Source organism: Thermanaerothrix solaris, assembly GCF_032334255.1.
Taxonomy (GTDB): Bacteria; Chloroflexota; Anaerolineae; order Anaerolineales; family Anaerolineaceae; genus Thermanaerothrix; species Thermanaerothrix solaris.
In genome coordinates this window covers 590,742-608,207 of sequence record NZ_JAUHMF010000001.1, presented here as the reverse complement: position 1 = coordinate 608,207, position 17,466 = coordinate 590,742, and the positions used below count along the sequence as shown (strand labels likewise).

General features: G+C 51.1%; 18 protein-coding genes. 11 read left to right on the top strand and 7 right to left on the bottom strand.

Going from position 1 to position 17,466, the window contains the following annotated elements:
- Positions 1-12 precede the first annotated feature (12 nt).
- From aguA to QYE77_RS02720, 5 genes are all read left to right on the top strand, one after another.
- Entirely contained in the window at positions 13-1,110 is a 1,098-nt protein-coding gene (gene aguA, locus QYE77_RS02740) for an agmatine deiminase (RefSeq protein ID WP_315623819.1), read from the top strand.
- A gap of 134 nt (positions 1,111-1,244) precedes the next feature.
- Positions 1,245-1,634: a hypothetical protein gene (locus QYE77_RS02735; protein WP_315623818.1), complete on the top strand. Its 390-nt coding sequence runs from the start codon at positions 1,245-1,247 to the stop codon at positions 1,632-1,634.
- A 378-nt stretch (positions 1,635-2,012) separates the two neighbouring features.
- Entirely contained in the window at positions 2,013-3,404 is a 1,392-nt protein-coding gene (locus tag QYE77_RS02730; RefSeq protein ID WP_315623817.1) for an ABC transporter substrate-binding protein, read from the top strand.
- Positions 3,405-3,486: 82 nt separating this feature from the next.
- Positions 3,487-4,380 (top strand): carbohydrate ABC transporter permease, encoded by an 894-nt coding sequence (locus QYE77_RS02725; protein ID WP_315623816.1) that lies wholly within the window; start codon positions 3,487-3,489, stop codon positions 4,378-4,380.
- Complete coding sequence (locus QYE77_RS02720; RefSeq protein ID WP_315623815.1) at positions 4,368-5,201, top strand: carbohydrate ABC transporter permease; 834 nt, start codon at positions 4,368-4,370, stop codon at positions 5,199-5,201. Before QYE77_RS02725 ends, QYE77_RS02720 begins: the two co-directional genes overlap by 13 nt.
- Positions 5,202-5,210: 9 nt before the next feature.
- On the opposite strand, the gene QYE77_RS02715 is transcribed toward QYE77_RS02720, so the two are convergent.
- Positions 5,211-6,056: a YwiC-like family protein gene (locus QYE77_RS02715; protein ID WP_315623814.1), complete on the bottom strand. Its 846-nt coding sequence runs from the start codon at positions 6,054-6,056 to the stop codon at positions 5,211-5,213.
- A gap of 248 nt (positions 6,057-6,304) precedes the next feature.
- Between QYE77_RS02715 and QYE77_RS02710 the strand changes: the two genes are divergently transcribed.
- The 5 genes from QYE77_RS02710 to QYE77_RS02690 all read left to right on the top strand — a co-directional run bounded on the left by QYE77_RS02710 (position 6,305) and on the right by QYE77_RS02690 (position 11,904).
- Entirely contained in the window at positions 6,305-6,574 is a 270-nt protein-coding gene (locus QYE77_RS02710) for an HPr family phosphocarrier protein (RefSeq protein WP_315623813.1), read from the top strand.
- Complete coding sequence (gene ptsP, locus QYE77_RS02705) at positions 6,571-8,295, top strand: phosphoenolpyruvate--protein phosphotransferase (protein ID WP_315623812.1); 1,725 nt, start codon at positions 6,571-6,573, stop codon at positions 8,293-8,295. The genes QYE77_RS02710 and ptsP overlap by 4 nt, the downstream gene beginning before the upstream one ends.
- 116 nt (positions 8,296-8,411) lie before the next feature.
- On the top strand, positions 8,412-8,822 hold the full coding sequence (locus QYE77_RS02700; protein WP_315623811.1) for an SCP2 sterol-binding domain-containing protein: 411 nt from the start codon (positions 8,412-8,414) through the stop codon (positions 8,820-8,822).
- A gap of 61 nt (positions 8,823-8,883) precedes the next feature.
- Positions 8,884-10,053, top strand: coding sequence for an iron-containing alcohol dehydrogenase (locus QYE77_RS02695; RefSeq protein ID WP_315623810.1), 1,170 nt, complete (start codon positions 8,884-8,886; stop codon positions 10,051-10,053).
- 24 nt (positions 10,054-10,077) lie between these two features.
- Positions 10,078-11,904 carry an aldehyde ferredoxin oxidoreductase family protein gene (locus tag QYE77_RS02690; RefSeq protein ID WP_315623809.1) on the top strand — a complete coding sequence of 609 codons (1,827 nt, stop codon included), beginning with the start codon at positions 10,078-10,080 and terminating at the stop codon, positions 11,902-11,904.
- A gap of 2 nt (positions 11,905-11,906) precedes the next feature.
- Here the strand turns inward: QYE77_RS02690 and QYE77_RS02685 are convergent, their stop codons facing one another.
- The 5 genes from QYE77_RS02685 to pdo form a co-directional block, all read right to left on the bottom strand.
- Positions 11,907-12,422 carry a copper chaperone PCu(A)C gene (locus QYE77_RS02685; RefSeq protein ID WP_315623808.1) on the bottom strand — a complete coding sequence of 172 codons (516 nt, stop codon included), beginning with the start codon at positions 12,420-12,422 and terminating at the stop codon, positions 11,907-11,909.
- 158 nt (positions 12,423-12,580) lie between these two features.
- Complete coding sequence (locus QYE77_RS02680) at positions 12,581-14,164, bottom strand: SdrD B-like domain-containing protein (protein WP_315623807.1); 1,584 nt, start codon at positions 14,162-14,164, stop codon at positions 12,581-12,583.
- Positions 14,165-14,241: 77 nt separating this feature from the next.
- On the bottom strand, positions 14,242-14,688 hold the full coding sequence (locus QYE77_RS02675) for a SufE family protein (RefSeq protein ID WP_315623806.1): 447 nt from the start codon (positions 14,686-14,688) through the stop codon (positions 14,242-14,244).
- A gap of 3 nt (positions 14,689-14,691) precedes the next feature.
- Positions 14,692-15,540 carry a sulfurtransferase gene (locus QYE77_RS02670; RefSeq protein ID WP_315623805.1) on the bottom strand — a complete coding sequence of 283 codons (849 nt, stop codon included), beginning with the start codon at positions 15,538-15,540 and terminating at the stop codon, positions 14,692-14,694.
- A gap of 141 nt (positions 15,541-15,681) precedes the next feature.
- Positions 15,682-16,395 carry a protein disulfide oxidoreductase gene (pdo, locus tag QYE77_RS02665; RefSeq protein ID WP_315623804.1) on the bottom strand — a complete coding sequence of 238 codons (714 nt, stop codon included), beginning with the start codon at positions 16,393-16,395 and terminating at the stop codon, positions 15,682-15,684.
- A 206-nt stretch (positions 16,396-16,601) separates the two neighbouring features.
- Here pdo and QYE77_RS02660 point away from each other — a divergent pair, with 206 nt between their 5' ends.
- A complete protein-coding gene (locus QYE77_RS02660; protein WP_315623803.1) occupies positions 16,602-17,129 on the top strand; it encodes a helix-turn-helix transcriptional regulator in 528 nt (175 codons plus the stop codon).
- Positions 17,130-17,134: 5 nt separating this feature from the next.
- On the opposite strand, the gene QYE77_RS02655 is transcribed toward QYE77_RS02660, so the two are convergent.
- On the bottom strand, positions 17,135-17,404 hold the full coding sequence (locus tag QYE77_RS02655) for a YbeD family protein (protein WP_315623802.1): 270 nt from the start codon (positions 17,402-17,404) through the stop codon (positions 17,135-17,137).
- Positions 17,405-17,466 lie beyond the last annotated feature (62 nt).

Sequence of the window (17,466 nt, the reverse complement as noted above, 5' to 3'; positions counted from 1 at the left end):
GGAGGTAGAACCATGTCACGGCGATTGGATACAACCCCGAAGCAAGATGGTTTTCGGATGCCGGGCGAGTTTGAGCCCCATGCAGGGTGTTGGATGCTGTGGCCGGAACGTCCGGATAACTGGCGTTTGGGGGCCAAGCCGGCGCAGCGTGCCTTTACTGAGGTGGCGAAAGCCATTGCTCAATTCGAGCCGGTCACGATGGGTGTTTCTGCGGCGCAGTTTTTGAATGCGCGATCTCTGCTTCCTCCCGAAGTGCGCGTCGTCGAAATGTCTTATAACGACTCATGGATGCGCGACTGTGGGCCAACCTTTGTGACCAATGGGCGCGAAATTCGCGCAGTGGATTGGGAGTTCAACGCCTGGGGCGGATTAAAGGGTGGTTTATACTTCCCGTGGGATCAGGACAACCTGGTCGCGCGAAAAGTAGCCGAGATTGAACGGGTGGATGTTTATAAGGCACCGTTGGTGTTGGAGGGTGGTTCCATTCACGTTGATGGTGAAGGCACATTGATCACTACCGAGGAATGTCTGCTCAATCCTAACCGCAATCCCGAATTAACACGCGAAGAGATTGAACGATATCTGAGCGAATACCTCAACGTGGAAACCATTATCTGGTTACCGCGCGGCGTTTATAATGATGAGACCAGTGGCCATGTGGATAACCTTTGTTGCTTCATCCGGCCAGGTGTTTTAGCATTGACGTGGACGGATGACAAGCAGGATCCGCAATATGACATTTCAGCCGAAGCCTATGAGATCCTAATGCAAGCCAAAGATGCTCGTGGGCGACGCTTGCAGGTACACAAAATTCATCAACCTAACCCGGTCTATATAACCAAAGAAGAAAGCGAATGGGTAGATGCCATTGAAGGGACGTTGCCGCGGCGCGAAGGTGACCGGCTTGCGGCATCCTACATCAATTTTTATATGGCCAATGGCGGCGCTGTGGTACCTATGTTCAATGATCCTCACGACAAGACAGCCCTGGCCGCGCTTCAGGAATTGATGCCGGAACGCAAGGTAGTTGGCGTCTACGCGCGGGAGATCCTATTAGGTGGGGGAAATATTCACTGCATTACCCAACAGCAACCGCGCCCATCGGTCTAAAAGGGATACGTTCGCTTTTCTTAGCCCTGGGGTACGGTGCAATCACCCGCCAGGGCTTTTTTATTTGGCCAAGACAGTGGGTTTGAATCGCCTATGCTAAAATGGTGCTAAACACTTAAGTTGGAGTGGTTAGTATGCCTAAAAATCAATGGCGAATCTACCTATTAGCCTTCATTGGGGGAGTTTTAGGAGAATTGACGCTGATGATCTTGGGGGTTTTAGTAGGGGGGATGATTGGCCGTTGGCAAGGAGGGGCTGGATTTTTGGATTTAGCCCTAGGAATACTAGGAGCATTGATTGGCATTGCTCTGGGTGCTGGCCTGGGTGTCTACTTAACATGGCGACGAATGGGTTTCCGGGTCAGTCTATGGCGTGCCTGGGTTGGAAGTGTCCTGTCGGTAGGGGGTCTAATAGTTTTGATTGAACCCCTGCGATTAAACCAGGTTGGTGGTGTAATGTGGGTATTATTTCTTGGCCTGGCGCCAATTCTAGCGATCCTTTTAGGGCGACGTGGGGTGTTTTAAATGTGCCGGCGTGGTAACGGTTTGGGAGTGGCAAAGGAAAATTTGCCGAAAAATTCTTGACAAACCCAAAAGTCGTGCTATTGTATATATTGTGTATAAAGCAAATCAAAGTTTTGTGGGTGACATGTCAAGGCATTTTCACCACCGAACAGGGTCACCCTCATTGTTGCCGAATCGCTCTGTGACGCGATGATGTAATAGCCCATTTCAGATGGCATTGCTGACCGATAAGGGTGGAAAGGAGGTGGTGCTATTTACGGTGTTGGAAATCACAAATCCAAGGGCGACAAGAGCTACCCTGTAAAGGGGTGATGTGTTCGATTGTAATTTGTCCCTCAAGTCAAGTCTGGTCCTATGCTCGTTCAGGAGGAGGAGAATATGAGCAAGCGATGGCTGATTGTAGTAACCGCTTTGGCCGTCTTGAGTCTGGTGTTGGCAGCCTGCCAACCTCAGGAAGTGGTCAAGACGGTGGTGGTTACTCAGGTTGTTGAAGTCAAAGGAACCCCTGAGGTCCGCGAAGTGGTTGTGACTGCAACCCCCAAACCGGAAGAGCGCAAACTGGAAATCTTCCACTGGTGGACGGCGGGCGGTGAGCGCGAAGCCGCAGATGCCATGTTTAAGGCTTTCAAGGACAAATACCCCGATGTGGAAATTGTTGAGAACCCGGTAGCAGGTGGGGGTGGAGTGTCCCATCGCGTGGTGCTTCAGGCGCGTCTATCCGCAGGTTTACCGCCTGATACGTTCCAAACCCTGGGTGGGGCGGAATTGAAGTCATATGTGGACGGCGGATACCTGGTGCCTTTGGATGACCTGTGGGCGGAACTGAAGTATGCGGATGTGATCCCGAAGCCGTTGGCAAATGCGGTTACCATTGATGGGCACCCATATACGGTACCGCTCAACATGCACATCCAGAATATCCTGTACTACAACAAACCGCTCTTCGATGAACTTAAACTTACCCCGCCCACGACATTCGATGAATTGATCAATGTGGCCAAGGCAATCAAAACAGCCAAGCCGAATATGGCGCCGCTGGCCTTAGGTGCCAAGGAGAAATGGGGTGCGGCGTTCGTCTTTGACAGCATCTTGCTAGAAGTGGGTGGTCCGGAGTACTACGTCAAACTCTACAAGGGCGAGATTGATGTCAAGACGGATGCCACTTTCAAGACCGCCTTGGAGAAGTTTAAGGAGTTAATCCCCTACATCAACGCCACCAACCCTGGTTTGACCTGGGATGAATCCTGTGGTCTGTTGGTTTCTGGTGATTCGGCGATGGTAATCATGGGGACCTGGGCTATAGGCTACTTCAAGAGCCGTGGCTGGACGCCAGGGCAGGAATTCGGTGCGGTGACCTTCCCGCAAAAGCCCGAACGCATCTTGCTTTTCCATCCTGATACTTACGGCTTGACCAAGGGCGCGCCGCATCCGAAGACCACTATGGATTGGCTGCGCGTGGTTGCCTCGCCGGAGTTGCAAATCCCGACCGATGTTATCCAGGGCGGTTTGTTTGCGCGCATTGACATTGATCCGAAAGAATTTCCGGATCCTATCCGCCAGGAGCTGATGACCTACGTGCGCGAGAATCCCACCAAACTGATCCTCGATCAGCATGGTAGCATTGCTCCCTTCTCCTTTACGCAGGCTTACTGGGATGCCATTGCTGCCTTTGTCGTCACGCCGGATGTAGATGCTACGATCAAGACGGTGGGTGATCTCTTCACCACCTACCAGGTAAAAGAAGGGGCGGCCTGGTACCAGTGGCCATAAAATGGCTTATCTGAAAAGAGCCTTCTCCCCCCTTGTATAGGGGAGGGGAAGGCTCTTTCTACCTGTTGGCAGAGAGGGTGCCTTGGAGAAGCGAACGATTCGTTTCCGATTAGGAGAAACATTGGTCTTCCTGGGACCTTTATTGATTTTTTTAATCGTCCTTTACGGCATGCTGATGTGGACAATTTATGTCTCTTTTTCGGACTGGTCGGGCACAGCTCCCAATTTTCGATTCGCAGGACTAAAGTGGTATCAATTGATGGTAGGCCTGGATCGGTTCTGGGTGGATGTACGTAACAACTTGCGCTGGTTACTCTTGGGGGTGGTGCCAACAGTCGTAATTGCCCTTTTCATTGCTTACCTTTTGGAGATCAGCCCGATACGGGGGATAGAGGGTTATGTACGTACTCTGATACTTTATCCGGTGGCGATGTCATTTATCGTCACCGGAACAATTTGGTCCTGGATGTACCAGCCAGACAAGGGGGTTTTGAATACCATCTTCAGGGCACTGAGGCTTGACTTTCTGGTTTCTAATTATGTCAATGACCCCAAAACGGCTACTTTATGGCTTATTGTGATATTTATCTGGCAATATCTGGGCTTCGCGGTCATCATCTTGCAATCGTCGTTCCGTACCACGGAACTCCAAGAAATGGTGGAGGCCGCTACAGTGGATGGCGCTTCCAAATTGCGCATCCTGTTTGATGTGATCGTGCCCAACATCCGTAGCGGCTTACTGGTTTTGGTGTCGTTGTTGTTAATCTCAACTCTCAAAGTATTCGATATCGTTTATATTGTGACCTTTGGTGGGCCGGGATATTCAACCGACGTGTTGGCCTTCTTTATGTTCATCGCTACCTTCCAGCAGCATTTGGTTGCACTGGGAGCCGGATTGGGTGTTATTATCTTCCTGATCGCGTTCATTGTTGTCATCCCCTATACCCTCTACGCATTTCAACGATGGTTCGAATAATTCGCCGTAACCCCATCCTTTTTCTGCTAACCATTTTAGCGCTGGCCTTTCTGACGGTCAGTTATCTCTTGCCTATTTACGTTATGTTTGCAACCTCGCTGAAGACACCGGTGGAGATCACCCAACGTACCTATCTGGTACTAAGTGGGAACCTTCAATGGGAGAACTATGCCACTGCGTTGCGATTGATTGCCCCGGCATTGAGGAATTCCTCAATTATTTCCTTTACGGTGACCCTGTTGGCTACGTTCTTCGGTGCTTTGGGAGGGTATTATTTAGCACGGGTGCGAGCAGGATGGGTGCGGTTTTTGTTCATCCTGGTTGGAATTGCGCTTTATCTTCCATACCAGGTGGTGTTGATCCCATTGGTACAGTTGATGGCGCTGACGCGTTTGGCGTTAACCCATGCCGGTTTGATCCTCAGTTATCTGGTGCTCAATGTGCCGTTGGCATCGGTGCTGATGGGCACCTTCTTTCTTTCCGTACCGCGGGAGTTAGAAGAGGCTGCCGAGGTGGATGGCGCGAGTAAATTGCAGATCTTCTTCCGCGTGGTCACCCCTATCTCACTCCCGGCTTATGCATCAGTCGCGATTATTATCTTTACTCAGGTATGGAATGAGTTCCTTCTGGCACTAACATTATCTACCCCTCTGACCACGACGATCCAAGTCAAACTTGCCGAGGTGAAAGGGAGTTTCGTGGCGCTATACAACTTGCAAATGGCGGCGGCGCTGATCGCTGTCATCATACCATTGACATTCTTCCTATTATTAGGACGCTACTTTATCCGTGGTATTTTGGCTGGTGCCCTCAAGGGGTGATGAAATTTTCTAGGTACGCCACAATGCGATGAAGAGTAAGGTGAAAAGGGCGCTAACGATAAGTTGGCGTAGACCAATTTGGGTGGGTTTTTGTCCTAGCGCAGGGTTCCAAAATCCCCAAGCCGATTCAAATAATTGTAAAGCATAGGCAAGGGGAAGCCATGAAGGTAATAGGGAGATTGCGGAAAAGAAACCTGTTATGCTAACCGCCAAAAGGTTGAAGCCTAGGGCGGGCAGGGCGGTTCGGATTTGGGTTGAAAGAGGGGGTAAGCTTTGCCACCGTCGTTGTCCCAGGCGCATGAAAGCGTGCGCGATGGAAGTTAAGGCGTGAAGACTGCATAACCCCCAGAGCGTCCAACCAGTGGAGGAGTAAGTGCCCTCGGTGACCCAATAGGCAGCCGGTGCACCCAGCCCCAGGACAACAGCAACCGCAAAATCTAAAATGGGCTGATGGCGTTCGGCACGCCGGCTGACGAGATAGAGGTAAATCGCCAGGATAGGCAGTGCGGGAAGGGTTAACCAGAGCAGTTCCTTAAAGCCCTGCGCCAAAAGAAATCCTAAACCGACCAAACCCAACAGTCCGTAGCTGCACGCCCACAAGATAGCACCAAATAGATCGGCGCGTGAGCGACGGCCACTTAGGGACTTGATCACCAACGTAAGAGGATGGCGAAAGAGGAAAGCAACCAGAGCGGTGATCAAAAGCACAACCGAGTTTGTAGAAGGGGGACGATTGGCTGTGGCTAAACCGATGGCGAGAGGGCTAAGAAGAAAAACCCAGGCGCCATGCTCTTGGGGAAGCGCGAGGTCACGACGCATCCACATCGAAAGGCTTTGAGGCTTTGAAGTCATCATCTGTGAATCCATGCTCAATTTTCTCCGAGGTTTTGGGTGATTTTACTGCAATTCACTGACTTTATTTTGCCGTAAAATGGGGTAACTTTGATTGTGCTGGCGCAAAGTGATCTCCAGGAATGCAGAAATTTTCACAAAGTTGCCCATACACTCCAACTAAAATTTCGGTAAAATTATGAGCGTTATTACCCGTGACTGTTGGCCCGTGGGATGGGCTTGACGGTTATCCCCATTGATGAGGCGTATGCATGGTTGAGGCAAAAGTATTGATCAAAAACAAGGTGGGCTTACACGCACGTCCGGCTTCTCTTTTTGTTCAGACGGCTAACAAATTTAAAAGCGCCATTACCGCTATTCATGGTGAACGTAAGGCGAATGCAAAAAGCATCTTGAGTGTTCTAACGTTAGGGGCAGATCAGGGGGCAGAGTTGATCTTGCAAGCCGAAGGTGAGGATGCCGAAGAAGCCGTGCAGGCTTTAGTTAATTTAATTGAGTCAAATTTTGGGGGGGCTGAATGAAAACAATCCGGGGTATTGGGGCCTCGCCTGGGATTGCCATAGGGCCGGCTTACCGCTTTCAGCGCGTGGATTTGCATGTGGACACCCATTCGGTGCATGATGTGGATGCGGAATTTGTGCGTTTCTTTCAGGCACTAGAACTTGCTGAGGGACAATTACGCCTGGTGCATGAAAAAGCGCGCCGAGAGGCCGGTGCAGAGCAAGCAGCCATCTTCGAAGCCCAATTGGAAATGCTGCGCGATCCGGAATTACTGGGCGAAACCCAGGCTGCCATCCGCGATCAGCGTTTGAACGCCGAGGCGGCATGGTGGAATACGGTCGAGCGGTTTGCCGCTATCCTGGAAGAAATGGAAAGTGAATATTTTCGCGCCCGAGCCGCCGACATCCGAGATGTGGGTCGCCGGGTGCTGCGGATTTTAAAGGGTATTACCGAAGAACCGGTGCAACTCACCGAGCCGGTGGTCATCCTGGCGCAGGATTTAAGCCCTTCCGATACGGTTGGGTTGGATAAGTCGCTAGTGTTGGGGTTCTGCACCGCCGGAGGGGGTGAAACATCGCACACAGCAATTTTGGCGCGCAGTTTGGGGTTACCGGCGGTAGTTGCGGCGGGGCCAGAAGTGCTTCAAATCCCCAGCGGTACCCACGTCATCGTAGATGGAGTGGATGGACTGTTAATTGTTGAGCCGGACGAGCAGGCAAAAGTGGCATTTGTGCAGCGCCGTGAAGCCCTGACGCGATTAAGGGAACAGGCGTTTGCACATTGCAAAGAGCCGGCTGTTACCGTGGATGGGCATAGGGTCGAAGTGGTGGCAAACATTGGCAATGTACAGGGGGCATTTACCGCCGTGGAGCATGGCGCTGAAGGCGTAGGGTTGCTGCGCACCGAGTTTCTGTATTTGGAGCGTTCCACGCTTCCAAATGAGGAAGAACAATATCAAGCCTATCGCGCTATCCTTGAGGTATTTGGGCAACAGCCGGTTGTCCTGCGCACCCTGGATATCGGCGGGGACAAGGAATTAGCCTATATGGAATTGCCCAAGGAACAGAATCCTTTCCTGGGGGTGAGGGGGATTCGTTTATGCCTGGCACACCCTGAGCTCTTTTATCCTCAGATCCGAGCAGCTTTGCGCGCGGGTGTTGGTTATAACCTAAAATTGATGTTCCCGATGATCGCCACATTGGATGAAGTGCGCGCTGCCAAACGCATTGTGGAAGCCTGCCGTGAAGAATTGTGCCGTGAGGGAAAGCCCGTTGCCGATAACATTGAGGTTGGTATTATGGTTGAAGTGCCTTCCGCGGCGGTGATGGCGGAGCACTTTGCCCGTGAGGTGGATTTCTTCTCAATTGGGACGAATGATTTAACCCAATATACTCTGGCGGCGGATCGGGCAAATGCGCAGTTGTCAGACTTGATCAGTGCTTTTTCGCCAGCGGTTCTGATCTTGATTGATCAGGTGATCCAAGCCGCTCACCGTCATGGCAAATGGGTGGGGTTATGCGGAGAACTGGCGGGTGAGCCGCTTGGCATCCCGATTTTGTTGGGCTTGGGTTTGGATGAATTCAGCATGAATCCCAGCGCTATTCCATTGGCCAAACAGATCATTCGCTCACTCTCAATGACGCAATGCCAGGAGCTGGCGCGGGAGGTCTTGAGCCTGGAAAGCGCACAAGCGGTTAAGGAGCGTGTACGAGAACGTTTGCCATTCCTGAGGCTTTCCTAAGAAAGAATTAGAGCGTCCATTTTGCACTTTGGGCGCTCTTTGTGTTTATTGGGGGTGATTGTTTTGCTCTATAATAAATCCCAGAGATCCCATTTTCAAATCCGCAGGAGGCAACGATGAGCATTCCATTTCCTAGTGATGCCTGGATCAAAGCCATGATGGAGGATCTTAATCAGAGTCAGGCCTATGCTGAGGCGGCTAAGAATTGGGAGGGGGATTTTTATTTTGTGATCGAACCTGGAGGTAGTCTGGACCACACCGTTGTCCTCTACATGGATTTATGGCATGGCAAATGCCGCGAGGCTTTTGAGGTCACCGACCCTGAGGCACGCAAGCCGGCGTTTCGTTTGAGCGGTCCTGTCCAAACCTGGAAGAAAGTGATGACACGCCAACTTGATCCCATGCAGGCCATGATGACAGGGCAATTGCGTCTTCAGGGGAATATGGCGATGGTGATGAAAAACGTCCGTGCGGCGAAGGAATTGGTTGAATCGTGCACCCGCATCCCGACCATATTCCCGGTGTAACCTTTCCGGAAAGAACTGCACATACTCTTAGGTAACGCCTGCTTTTCAACTGGAGGCGGTCATGTGGTATTTTGCTTCACCTCTCATTGTGTATGGTGAAGATGCGCTCTCGCATCTTGCTACTCTGGAAGGGCGACGCGCGGCGCTTATAACCGATGCGCACCTTGTGGCATTAGGATATGCAGAAAAGGTCGCTGATTTTCTTCGCCAGGGTGGGTTGGAAGTGGTTTTTTATGATCGGGTTGAACCTGAGCCGAGCCTTGAGCTGGTCAAAGAAGGCGCTGAATTTTTACTCACCCATTCTCCCGATTGGATTGTGGCGTTAGGCGGCGGTTCGGTGATTGATGCCGCCAAGGCGATGTGGATTCTTTACGCTCAACCCGATCTCGATCCGGAGGCTATAAACCCAATCGAGCGTTTCAATTTGCGGGCGAAAGCACGTTTTGTGGCTGTTCCTACGACCAGCGGCACCGGTTCGGAAGTGACTTGGGCTATCGTGTTGACCAATCGAACTGAACGGCGCAAGTTGGGATTGGGTAGCCGAGAGGCTATCGCGGATATTGCAATCGTTGATCCGGCCATGGTAATGGACTTGCCCCCACGCCTAACCGCAGATACCGGTTTAGACGCCTTGACACACGCTATCGAAGGGTTCACCAGCACCTATCACAATGACTTTACCGATGGGTTGTGTCTGAAGGCTGCTCAGTTGGTGTTTGAAAATTTACCGCGAGCCTATCGTTATGGAAAGGACGATATTGAAGCCCGTGCGCATATGCATTATGCTGCTACCCTGGCTGGATTGGGTTTTGGTAATGCTATGGCCGCTTTAGCGCACGGGATTGGGCATGCATTAGGGGCAATCTTCCATTTGCCTCATGGTCGCGCCGTGGCGTTGGCATTGCCTTACACTATTGCCTATTGTGTTCAGGGGGCGTCTGGCTCGACACGGTACGCGGAATTGGCCTATCATTTGCGACTGCCGTCCGAGAATGAACAGGTGGCTGCCAAAGGCTTGATTGAAGCTGTGATTGAGCTGATGAGGCAGGTTGAGCAGCCGCTCACCCTGGCTCAGGCAGGGATTTCGCAGAGGGACCTGGTACGTGAGATGCCGGTGCTGATAGATCACACCATGAATGACACCCAAACAATCATGAGTCCAAGGGTTCCGGATGAATCCGAACTGGAAACTTTGCTTTGGCAGATTTACTCGGGCGATATTTCTCTATAATCCCCTCAATCAAATGGAGGCACCATGGCGTTTGGTCGAATGCTTAGATTGGATTTGACGCGGGGTACGTTCGAGTTTTCTGCGTTACCGCGTGCTTTTGTTGAGGGCTTCATTGGTGGAAGCAGTCTGGCGGCGCGCATGATGTGGGATGTGCTCGAGCCTCAGCGTGATCCCTTCCATCCTGACAGCCCTCTAATTTTTATCACCGGACCAATGACAGGGACGGGAGGGCCAACAACTGGGCGGTTTACAATTTGTGGACGTTCACCTCAGACTGGGTTATGGGGTGAGTCCAATATCGGCGGTTTTGTTGGCCCTGAGTTGCGGCAAGCAGGAGTGGATGTGTTATGGATCACGGGACGTGCTGAGGAGCCGGTATATATCTTTATTCGCGATGGAGAAGTTCTCCTACGCCCTGCAGGTCACTTATGGGGGAGGGCGGATGCCTATCAAACTCAAGCCATCGTGAGAGAGGAAGTCGGCGAACCTCGTGCTCGGGTGGCATGTATTGGATTGGCAGGGGAGAACAAGGTGCCGATGGCGGGGATTCTGGCCGACCATGGACGGTTGGCAGCCCGAACCGGTCTTGGGGCCTTGATGGGATCGAAAAATCTGAAAGCCGTGGCGGTGCGCGGAACTGGTCAGGTCCCCTTGGCGCGAGCGGATGAATATCGAAAACTTCGTGTAGCAATAAATAAAGACTTGCTGGAACAAAACCTCACTGCAGTCTTGAGAGCCACGGGCACCTCGGGCGCGGCAGAGTACTTGCAATTTATGGGGGATATGCCACAGCGTTATTGGACGGCGGCAACGTTCGAGGGAGCAGCAAACATCAGCGGTTCGACCATGGCAGAAACCATCTTGACCGGAACAAAGGCTTGTCAGGGTTGTGTAATCTCATGTGGACGAGAGGTCATGATTCCCCAGGGGCCTTATGCAACTCAAGGGAAAGTAAAGGGACCAGAGTATGAAACTATCTGTGCGTTTGGGTCGCAGTTATTGGTGGATGATCTAGCGGCAATCACCGCACTGGGCGAGCGGTGTGATCGGCTGGGTTTGGATACCATTTCGGCCGGAAATACGCTGGCATTGGCTTATTTGTTGTTTGATCAGGGGATCATCAGCGAAAAGGATACGGGGGGATTGGAATTACATTGGGGGGATCCAACCCCTTGTTTTGTACTCTTGGATCAAATGGCACGACGTGAAGGATTCGGAGCGTTGTTGGCTCTGGGTAGCCGGGCTCTGGCAACTCATTATGGGGTGCCCGAATTGGCCGTGGAGGTTAATGGGTTAGAAGTGCCTATGCATGATCCACGTGCGTTTAGCGGTCAAACGCTTTCCTACCTGACCTCGCCACGAGGCGCTTGTCACAACCAGAGTGATTTCTTTCAGGTCGAAATGGGTGGAACGTTAGAGGAGATCGGTATTTCTATGCCGGAGCGGTTCCAGGATGAAGGAAAGGCGGCATTGGTGGTGCGTCATCAGCATTGGCGCACGGTTTGTAACAGCCTGGTCATGTGCTTTTTTGCGGTGGTTTCACCGCATGCCGTTTGCGAATTACTCAATGCCGCTCTGGGGGTAGATTGGGATGTGGATACGATGCTTCTAGCCGGCGAGCGAGGCTGGAATATGAAGCGACTGATCAATTTACGCCTTGGTTTAAAGCCCGAACACGAAAAATTACCTCGTTTGCTTCTTCAACCGTTACCAGAAGGGGGGCAACAGGGTTATGTGCCAAATACAGAGATTCTACTCAATGAGTACTACGCTGCCAGTGGTTGGGATCGCGCTACAGGTTGGCCTACTGAGGAGAAGATCAAAGCCTTGGGTTTGGACTTCGTCTTATAGGGTCAACGCACTATAGCCGTCACCTCGATCTCACCGCTTTTCTCGAACCTTAATCTTAATCTAACTTGGTCGCCTGGATTGAGGGTTCGATTAAGACCGATAAGCATAATATGATAGCCCCCTGGCGCTAATCTCACCGCGCTCTGAGCGGGAATTTCAAGACGATTAATCGGCTGCATTTGCATGACGTCGCCACTCATAACCGTTTGATGAATCTCAGCCCGATTGGCCACGTCAGTGACAACCTCAACCAGGTTATCTGGGGTGTGTCCAAGGTTGCGAATCACCATATAAACAGCACTGGTCGTCGTTGAACCTGCCGATGTCTCGTGGCTGGGTGTGGGCATTTCCATCCCGTGGTCCATGGATGACATGGGCGTTGTGTCCAAAGCACGAGCACGTGCCCAGGCTTCCTCGATCCGAATCAGAGGGTGGGATGGTGTGTTTTTGAAGTAATAAATAAATCCTAGGACAATAAAAACTGTGACCAGACCTATTATCCAAACCCAACGTTTCATCCTACTCATCTCTCTCGTTTTGAATTTCTTCGATTTTATAAAGGGGCAAGGATGAGAGTAAATCGCTAGTTTGAGTGATTTATTTCTTCGCAAAATGGGATAGAAAAACGCCAACCCTACTTGGGGCTGGCGTTTCAAGCAAGATTAAACGGATTGGACTATTTTGCACCTGAAGGGGGGTAGAAGCGGAACTTCCAGGTATCCGGCTGGGCTTCCTGGCGGAGGGTTGAACTGGGTGTGGCGATGTGAAACCAGGTTTGACCGGGTGCAAGCGGGAAAGGACGTCCATCCGGATAACGCAGGCGCACTGGTCGCGCCAGACCGGTGGTCTTTTCGTAATCCTCACCTACCATGCTCCAGATCAGGTTGGTATAGACCTGGCCGTTACGGAAAACGATGGCACGGCCCTTGCTGCCCGGCCCCATATTCAAATCTATGATAGTGGGGCGACGGGCGGTGTGCTCGACAAAGAGGATAGCAATGTTCTCAAAGAGCAGAGGACGGTTGGTGAGGCGATCCGTGGCTGGAGCGAACGTTCCAACCTGACTTTCGGTACCAAAATCTTGGTAGCGCCAGTAAGCCTGAGCCACTGGATCGTAAATCCAACGCGCCTGATTGAGGTAGGCATAGAAGATGTTAATCTGGTTCGCCGCTTGTCCCCCAGGTGGAGGTAGTGGGTCGAAGGTATTACCGGAATAGTTGGGAGGTGATTGGGGATTACGGTTCGCTTCAGCAAGTGTGCGTAATTGGCTAACAGAAAGACCGGCGCTGTTGATGTCCTGAGGATTGGTGCCAAAAACATTGCGGCAGATACGAAGGTTAACGTCAGCCGACTTACTGGCTGCCACTAAGCAACCGTTGGGAAAGGTATTAGCGATGGGAACATAGGCCTCGCGTCCGGAGCGAACGCCAGCTAAGCCACTATCCTGGGGTTGTTCAATGCCACTTAACCCGGGCTTGGCGTTGGTACCGGAGGTTGACGGTGGTGAATTCCAAAGCAATCCAAAATCCAGGGTGAGGTTCGTTTGTTGGAAGGTGATGAGTTCGGTCTGACCTGTGCGTGGGTCAGCATCACTGTCTATGCTATCATCGCCAGCATTGGCTTGGGTTAGAGAAAAACCATTCGGGATTTGAATATGGAGGCGGTATTGGGCTCCAGTTGGAGGTGTAAATGCGTAAAAACCATTCCCATCGCTCAATGCGGTCTGGACAATTTTCCCTTGAGGGTCAAGCAGGTGAATTTCAACGCCTCCCAGCCCGGCTTCCCATGGCTGTTGTAGGCCGTCGGAATTTTGATCCCACCAAATTCGATTACCCAGCACCGGTCCTGTTATGCGGAGGGGGTCAGTGCGGGGACGAAGTTCAGGGGGTGTGGGTAATGACTGTGGCGGTTCGCCGTAGAACACAGCCAGAAAGCGTGTCATGCCCTCAGTGATGTAGATCTCATACACCTGGGAGGCAAATGAAAGGCCGGTTTGAGGACGAACACTTGGGGGAAAATTAGAAAGAGAGACCAGTACGGCGGGTAATTCCAACCAGGAAGGGTCGGAGACCGTTAAGCCGGTGAGCGGATTGTAGCCCGGAGGAAATTGAGAAAGGTTGGGACCAAGCGGATAGGATGGTGAGGTTGATGGGGGCGTTGAGGTGGCGGCAGTGGCAGTTAGGGGGGCGGGATAAAGGGTTAGGCTCAAAATGAGTATAAGGCACAGTAAGGGCCACAAGACCCTATGCGCTTTTTTCATGAGAAAGCCTCCTTAGCATTTATTTGCATTATAGCAGGTATGAAGGGGAGGAAAGTTTACAAATTCGTTGGGTGGATTTAGGATGATGAGGTAAGAGCATGAGACGCCAATCGTTTTATATGGGCCATTATGGCAATTAGTCCATTTAGCCTTTGAGGGGTCAAAATATAATGCAATCCCAAGCCCAGATAAAAGTCGTCGGGGATACGGAGCACGCCTTCAGGTGGAGTATCCCATAGCCCTTGTTGGAGGATCGCAGCGTAACCGCGAATGGTGGGGGCTTCCGGCGGTATATCAAAATAAAACCGCAAACGTCCCTGCTGGGTGTGCATATAAACCGTTACTGGCGTCATGCATTCGGGGACGGATTCGGGCTGGCTGATAGGTTCAGCCAGCCCTTCCGGGACGGGTAGAAGGCTGGCAGAAAATTCAAGGAGTAATTCCATCTTCTCCTGGCGATCGCTGAGTGCGAAATCATCCAGGATTTCAGCTAAACGAGGCGGTAGTAAAGTAGATCGGTCCATACCTCATTTCTCGATCGGTGCGTTGACCAGATTACCCCATTCCGTCCAGGAACCATCATAATTTTTGACCTTAGGGTAGCCCAACAAGTACTTGAGAACGAACCAGGTAAGCGAAGATCGTTCACCAATGCGACAATAAGCAATGATTTCCTTATCCGGGGTGATGCCACGGCTTTGAAATAGGGCGCGCAATTCGTCCGGGGATTTGAAGGTGCTGTTTTCAGTGTTGACAGCCTGAGCCCAAGGGATGTTCACCGCACCTGGAATGTGTCCGCCGCGTTGAGCACCTTCTTGGGGATAGCCCGGCATATGCAGCAGTTCACCCGAATATTCCTGCGGAGATCGCACGTCAATCAAGGGAAGTTTTTGTTCCATGTGACGAAAAACCTCATCGCGGAAAGCGCGAATAGAAGCATCAGGAGCCTTTGCCTGATATTGAGTCGGGGGATAGGTAGGAATGTCCTTGGTCAGTGGGCGACCTTCGGCAACCCACTTTGCTCGTCCGCCATTCATAATTTTTAGGCGTTCGTGACCGTAATAGGCAAAAAGCCAGAAGGCGTAACAGGCAAACCAGTTATGTTTATCGCCATAGAAGACGACGGTGGTATCGTTGCTAATCCCTAATCTTGAGCATAACGCTTCAAATTCAGACTGATCAATAAAATCCCGGCGGAGAGGGTGTTGTAAGGTTGTGAACCAGTCCACTTTGACGGCGCCAGGAATGTGACCGGTTTCATAAAGTAGGGGATCTTCGTTGGACTCTACGAGGCGAATTGAAGGATCATTAAGGTGCTCTGCAACCCAGGCGGTTTCGACCAAATACTCAGGATGAGCATAGCGATTTTCGCTCATAATACACCTCTAAATACGATAAATTATATCAATAATATATCATATATCCCCTCTTAGGGGTTTGTCAATGGGGATAGGTTAAAAAGCAAGGGTTTCCAGAGGCCCGGAAAACCCTTGCTTTTTGGTTGTTTAGGAAAACTCTTAGAGTTGACTGCGGCTCCAAGAACGTTTAAGTTCTTCCATGACCTGATCGTCCATGACCAGCATAAGTTTAGCCATCAGGGTTTCCTCGGGGACGGCTCCTTCGATGTGAATTACGTCGTTAATAACCGTCCGGGGTACGCCATAAACATGGTAGCGGTTGGCGAGGTGAGGAAACTCGCTGGCTTCGACCATATCGGCGGTGATCCAGGGGCTGGCGAAGGCTAGTTTATGAGCCAGCATGACCGCGCGTGGGCAGTATGGACAGGTGGGGGTGACGAAGACTTGAATGTGAACGGGACGATCGAGGCGAGCGAGCTGTTGCATTGTGGCCAGACTGAGGTCGGGTTTGCGGCGGCTGATCATCAATATGTCTTCAATCAAGGTGCCAAATTCATACCCTGAAGGGATGCCAAAGAAACGAATGCCATGGTCTTGAGGCTGTTGCCCATCCGATTGAAGGATCAAGGCTGGTATCTTGTCCACTTTCAAGGCATCGGCCAGGGCTTTGTCGCGCACGAAATCATAGATCTCCAATGTAAGTTTGTCAGACAGGGCAGTGATTTCCTCGGCGAGTTGGCGGGTTTCAGCACAAAAATCGCATTCGATGGCGCCACCTTCGCCTTGGGTGAAAAGTAACAATTTGACTGGATGCTCCATCCCGAGGAGCAAATTTCGAACTTGTTCTCGGACCTGGGGATTCAACAGAGCCATTTTCCCCTCCTTTTTTGCAGATGAGATTTTTCAGAATCCACCTTATTGTAGGGAGATTATAGAAAAGGAATATTAGAAATAGATCAACTTTGTGGATATCTCAACGCTCATCCTTGGATTTCACAGGCTCTAACTCAGATCGCGCAGGGTGATGTTTTCTGTTATAATGGGAATAGAACATTGGTTCTATTTTCTGGGGTTGGCCTATGACCCGTGTGCTTTGGTTAGCTCATGAAAATGCTATATTTACCTTTGATGTGGCGTTAAATCCATCGGATTTGCTTCTGGCGGTGAATGGCGGCGACTGGCGGCCGCCGGCAGCAATTTTTGCCTTGCTTTCACCTGAAGTTCAAGCCCTTCAAAAGCCTTTACGTGGGGTTTTGTTAGGTCATCTGGTGGTAGTATATCCGTTGGCGTTGGTTGAATCTGAAGACGCTTATCAATCCATGCCTCACGTTCAACTCTCAGAAAGGCAGCGTTTGGTCTTACAGGGATTGGCGGAAGGTCTCAGCCTCAAGATCATTGCGCGACGGCTAGGGATATCTCAAAGCACGGTGGCCGCTCATGTTCGAGCGCTAAAACAGCGTCTGAATTGCCATACCTTGGCGGAGATCATCTTAAGGGGCTCTGCACTTGGTTTGTGCGATCCAGAACAGAGTTTGCCCTCTCTCTACAAACCCCGATTAAAGCACGCTAAAACCGCCAATCTGAGATCTCGCTTATCACGCAGGTAAGATTCCTAGAGTAAGAACAGTACACGTTGATCCTGACTCAGGTCAGCGTAAATCGCATAGAGTTGTTCTTCCGATTCAGCGACAAACGATACCGTAACAGCGCAATACTTTCCTCCATTGCTCAACCGCGCATTGATATTATCTTCGTTGATGTCAGGTGCGAACCGTCGTACCCTGACCATGATGTAGGTAGCAAAGTCATCTTGATTGTAGCCGATGACGCGAAGGCGAAAAATGGTAGGAAAATCCATGAGATCGCGTAGCGAACGATTCATATTTGTTTCCTCGTGATGTTATCTGCGAAATTTATACCACAGACTACTTGCAAGGGTAAAAA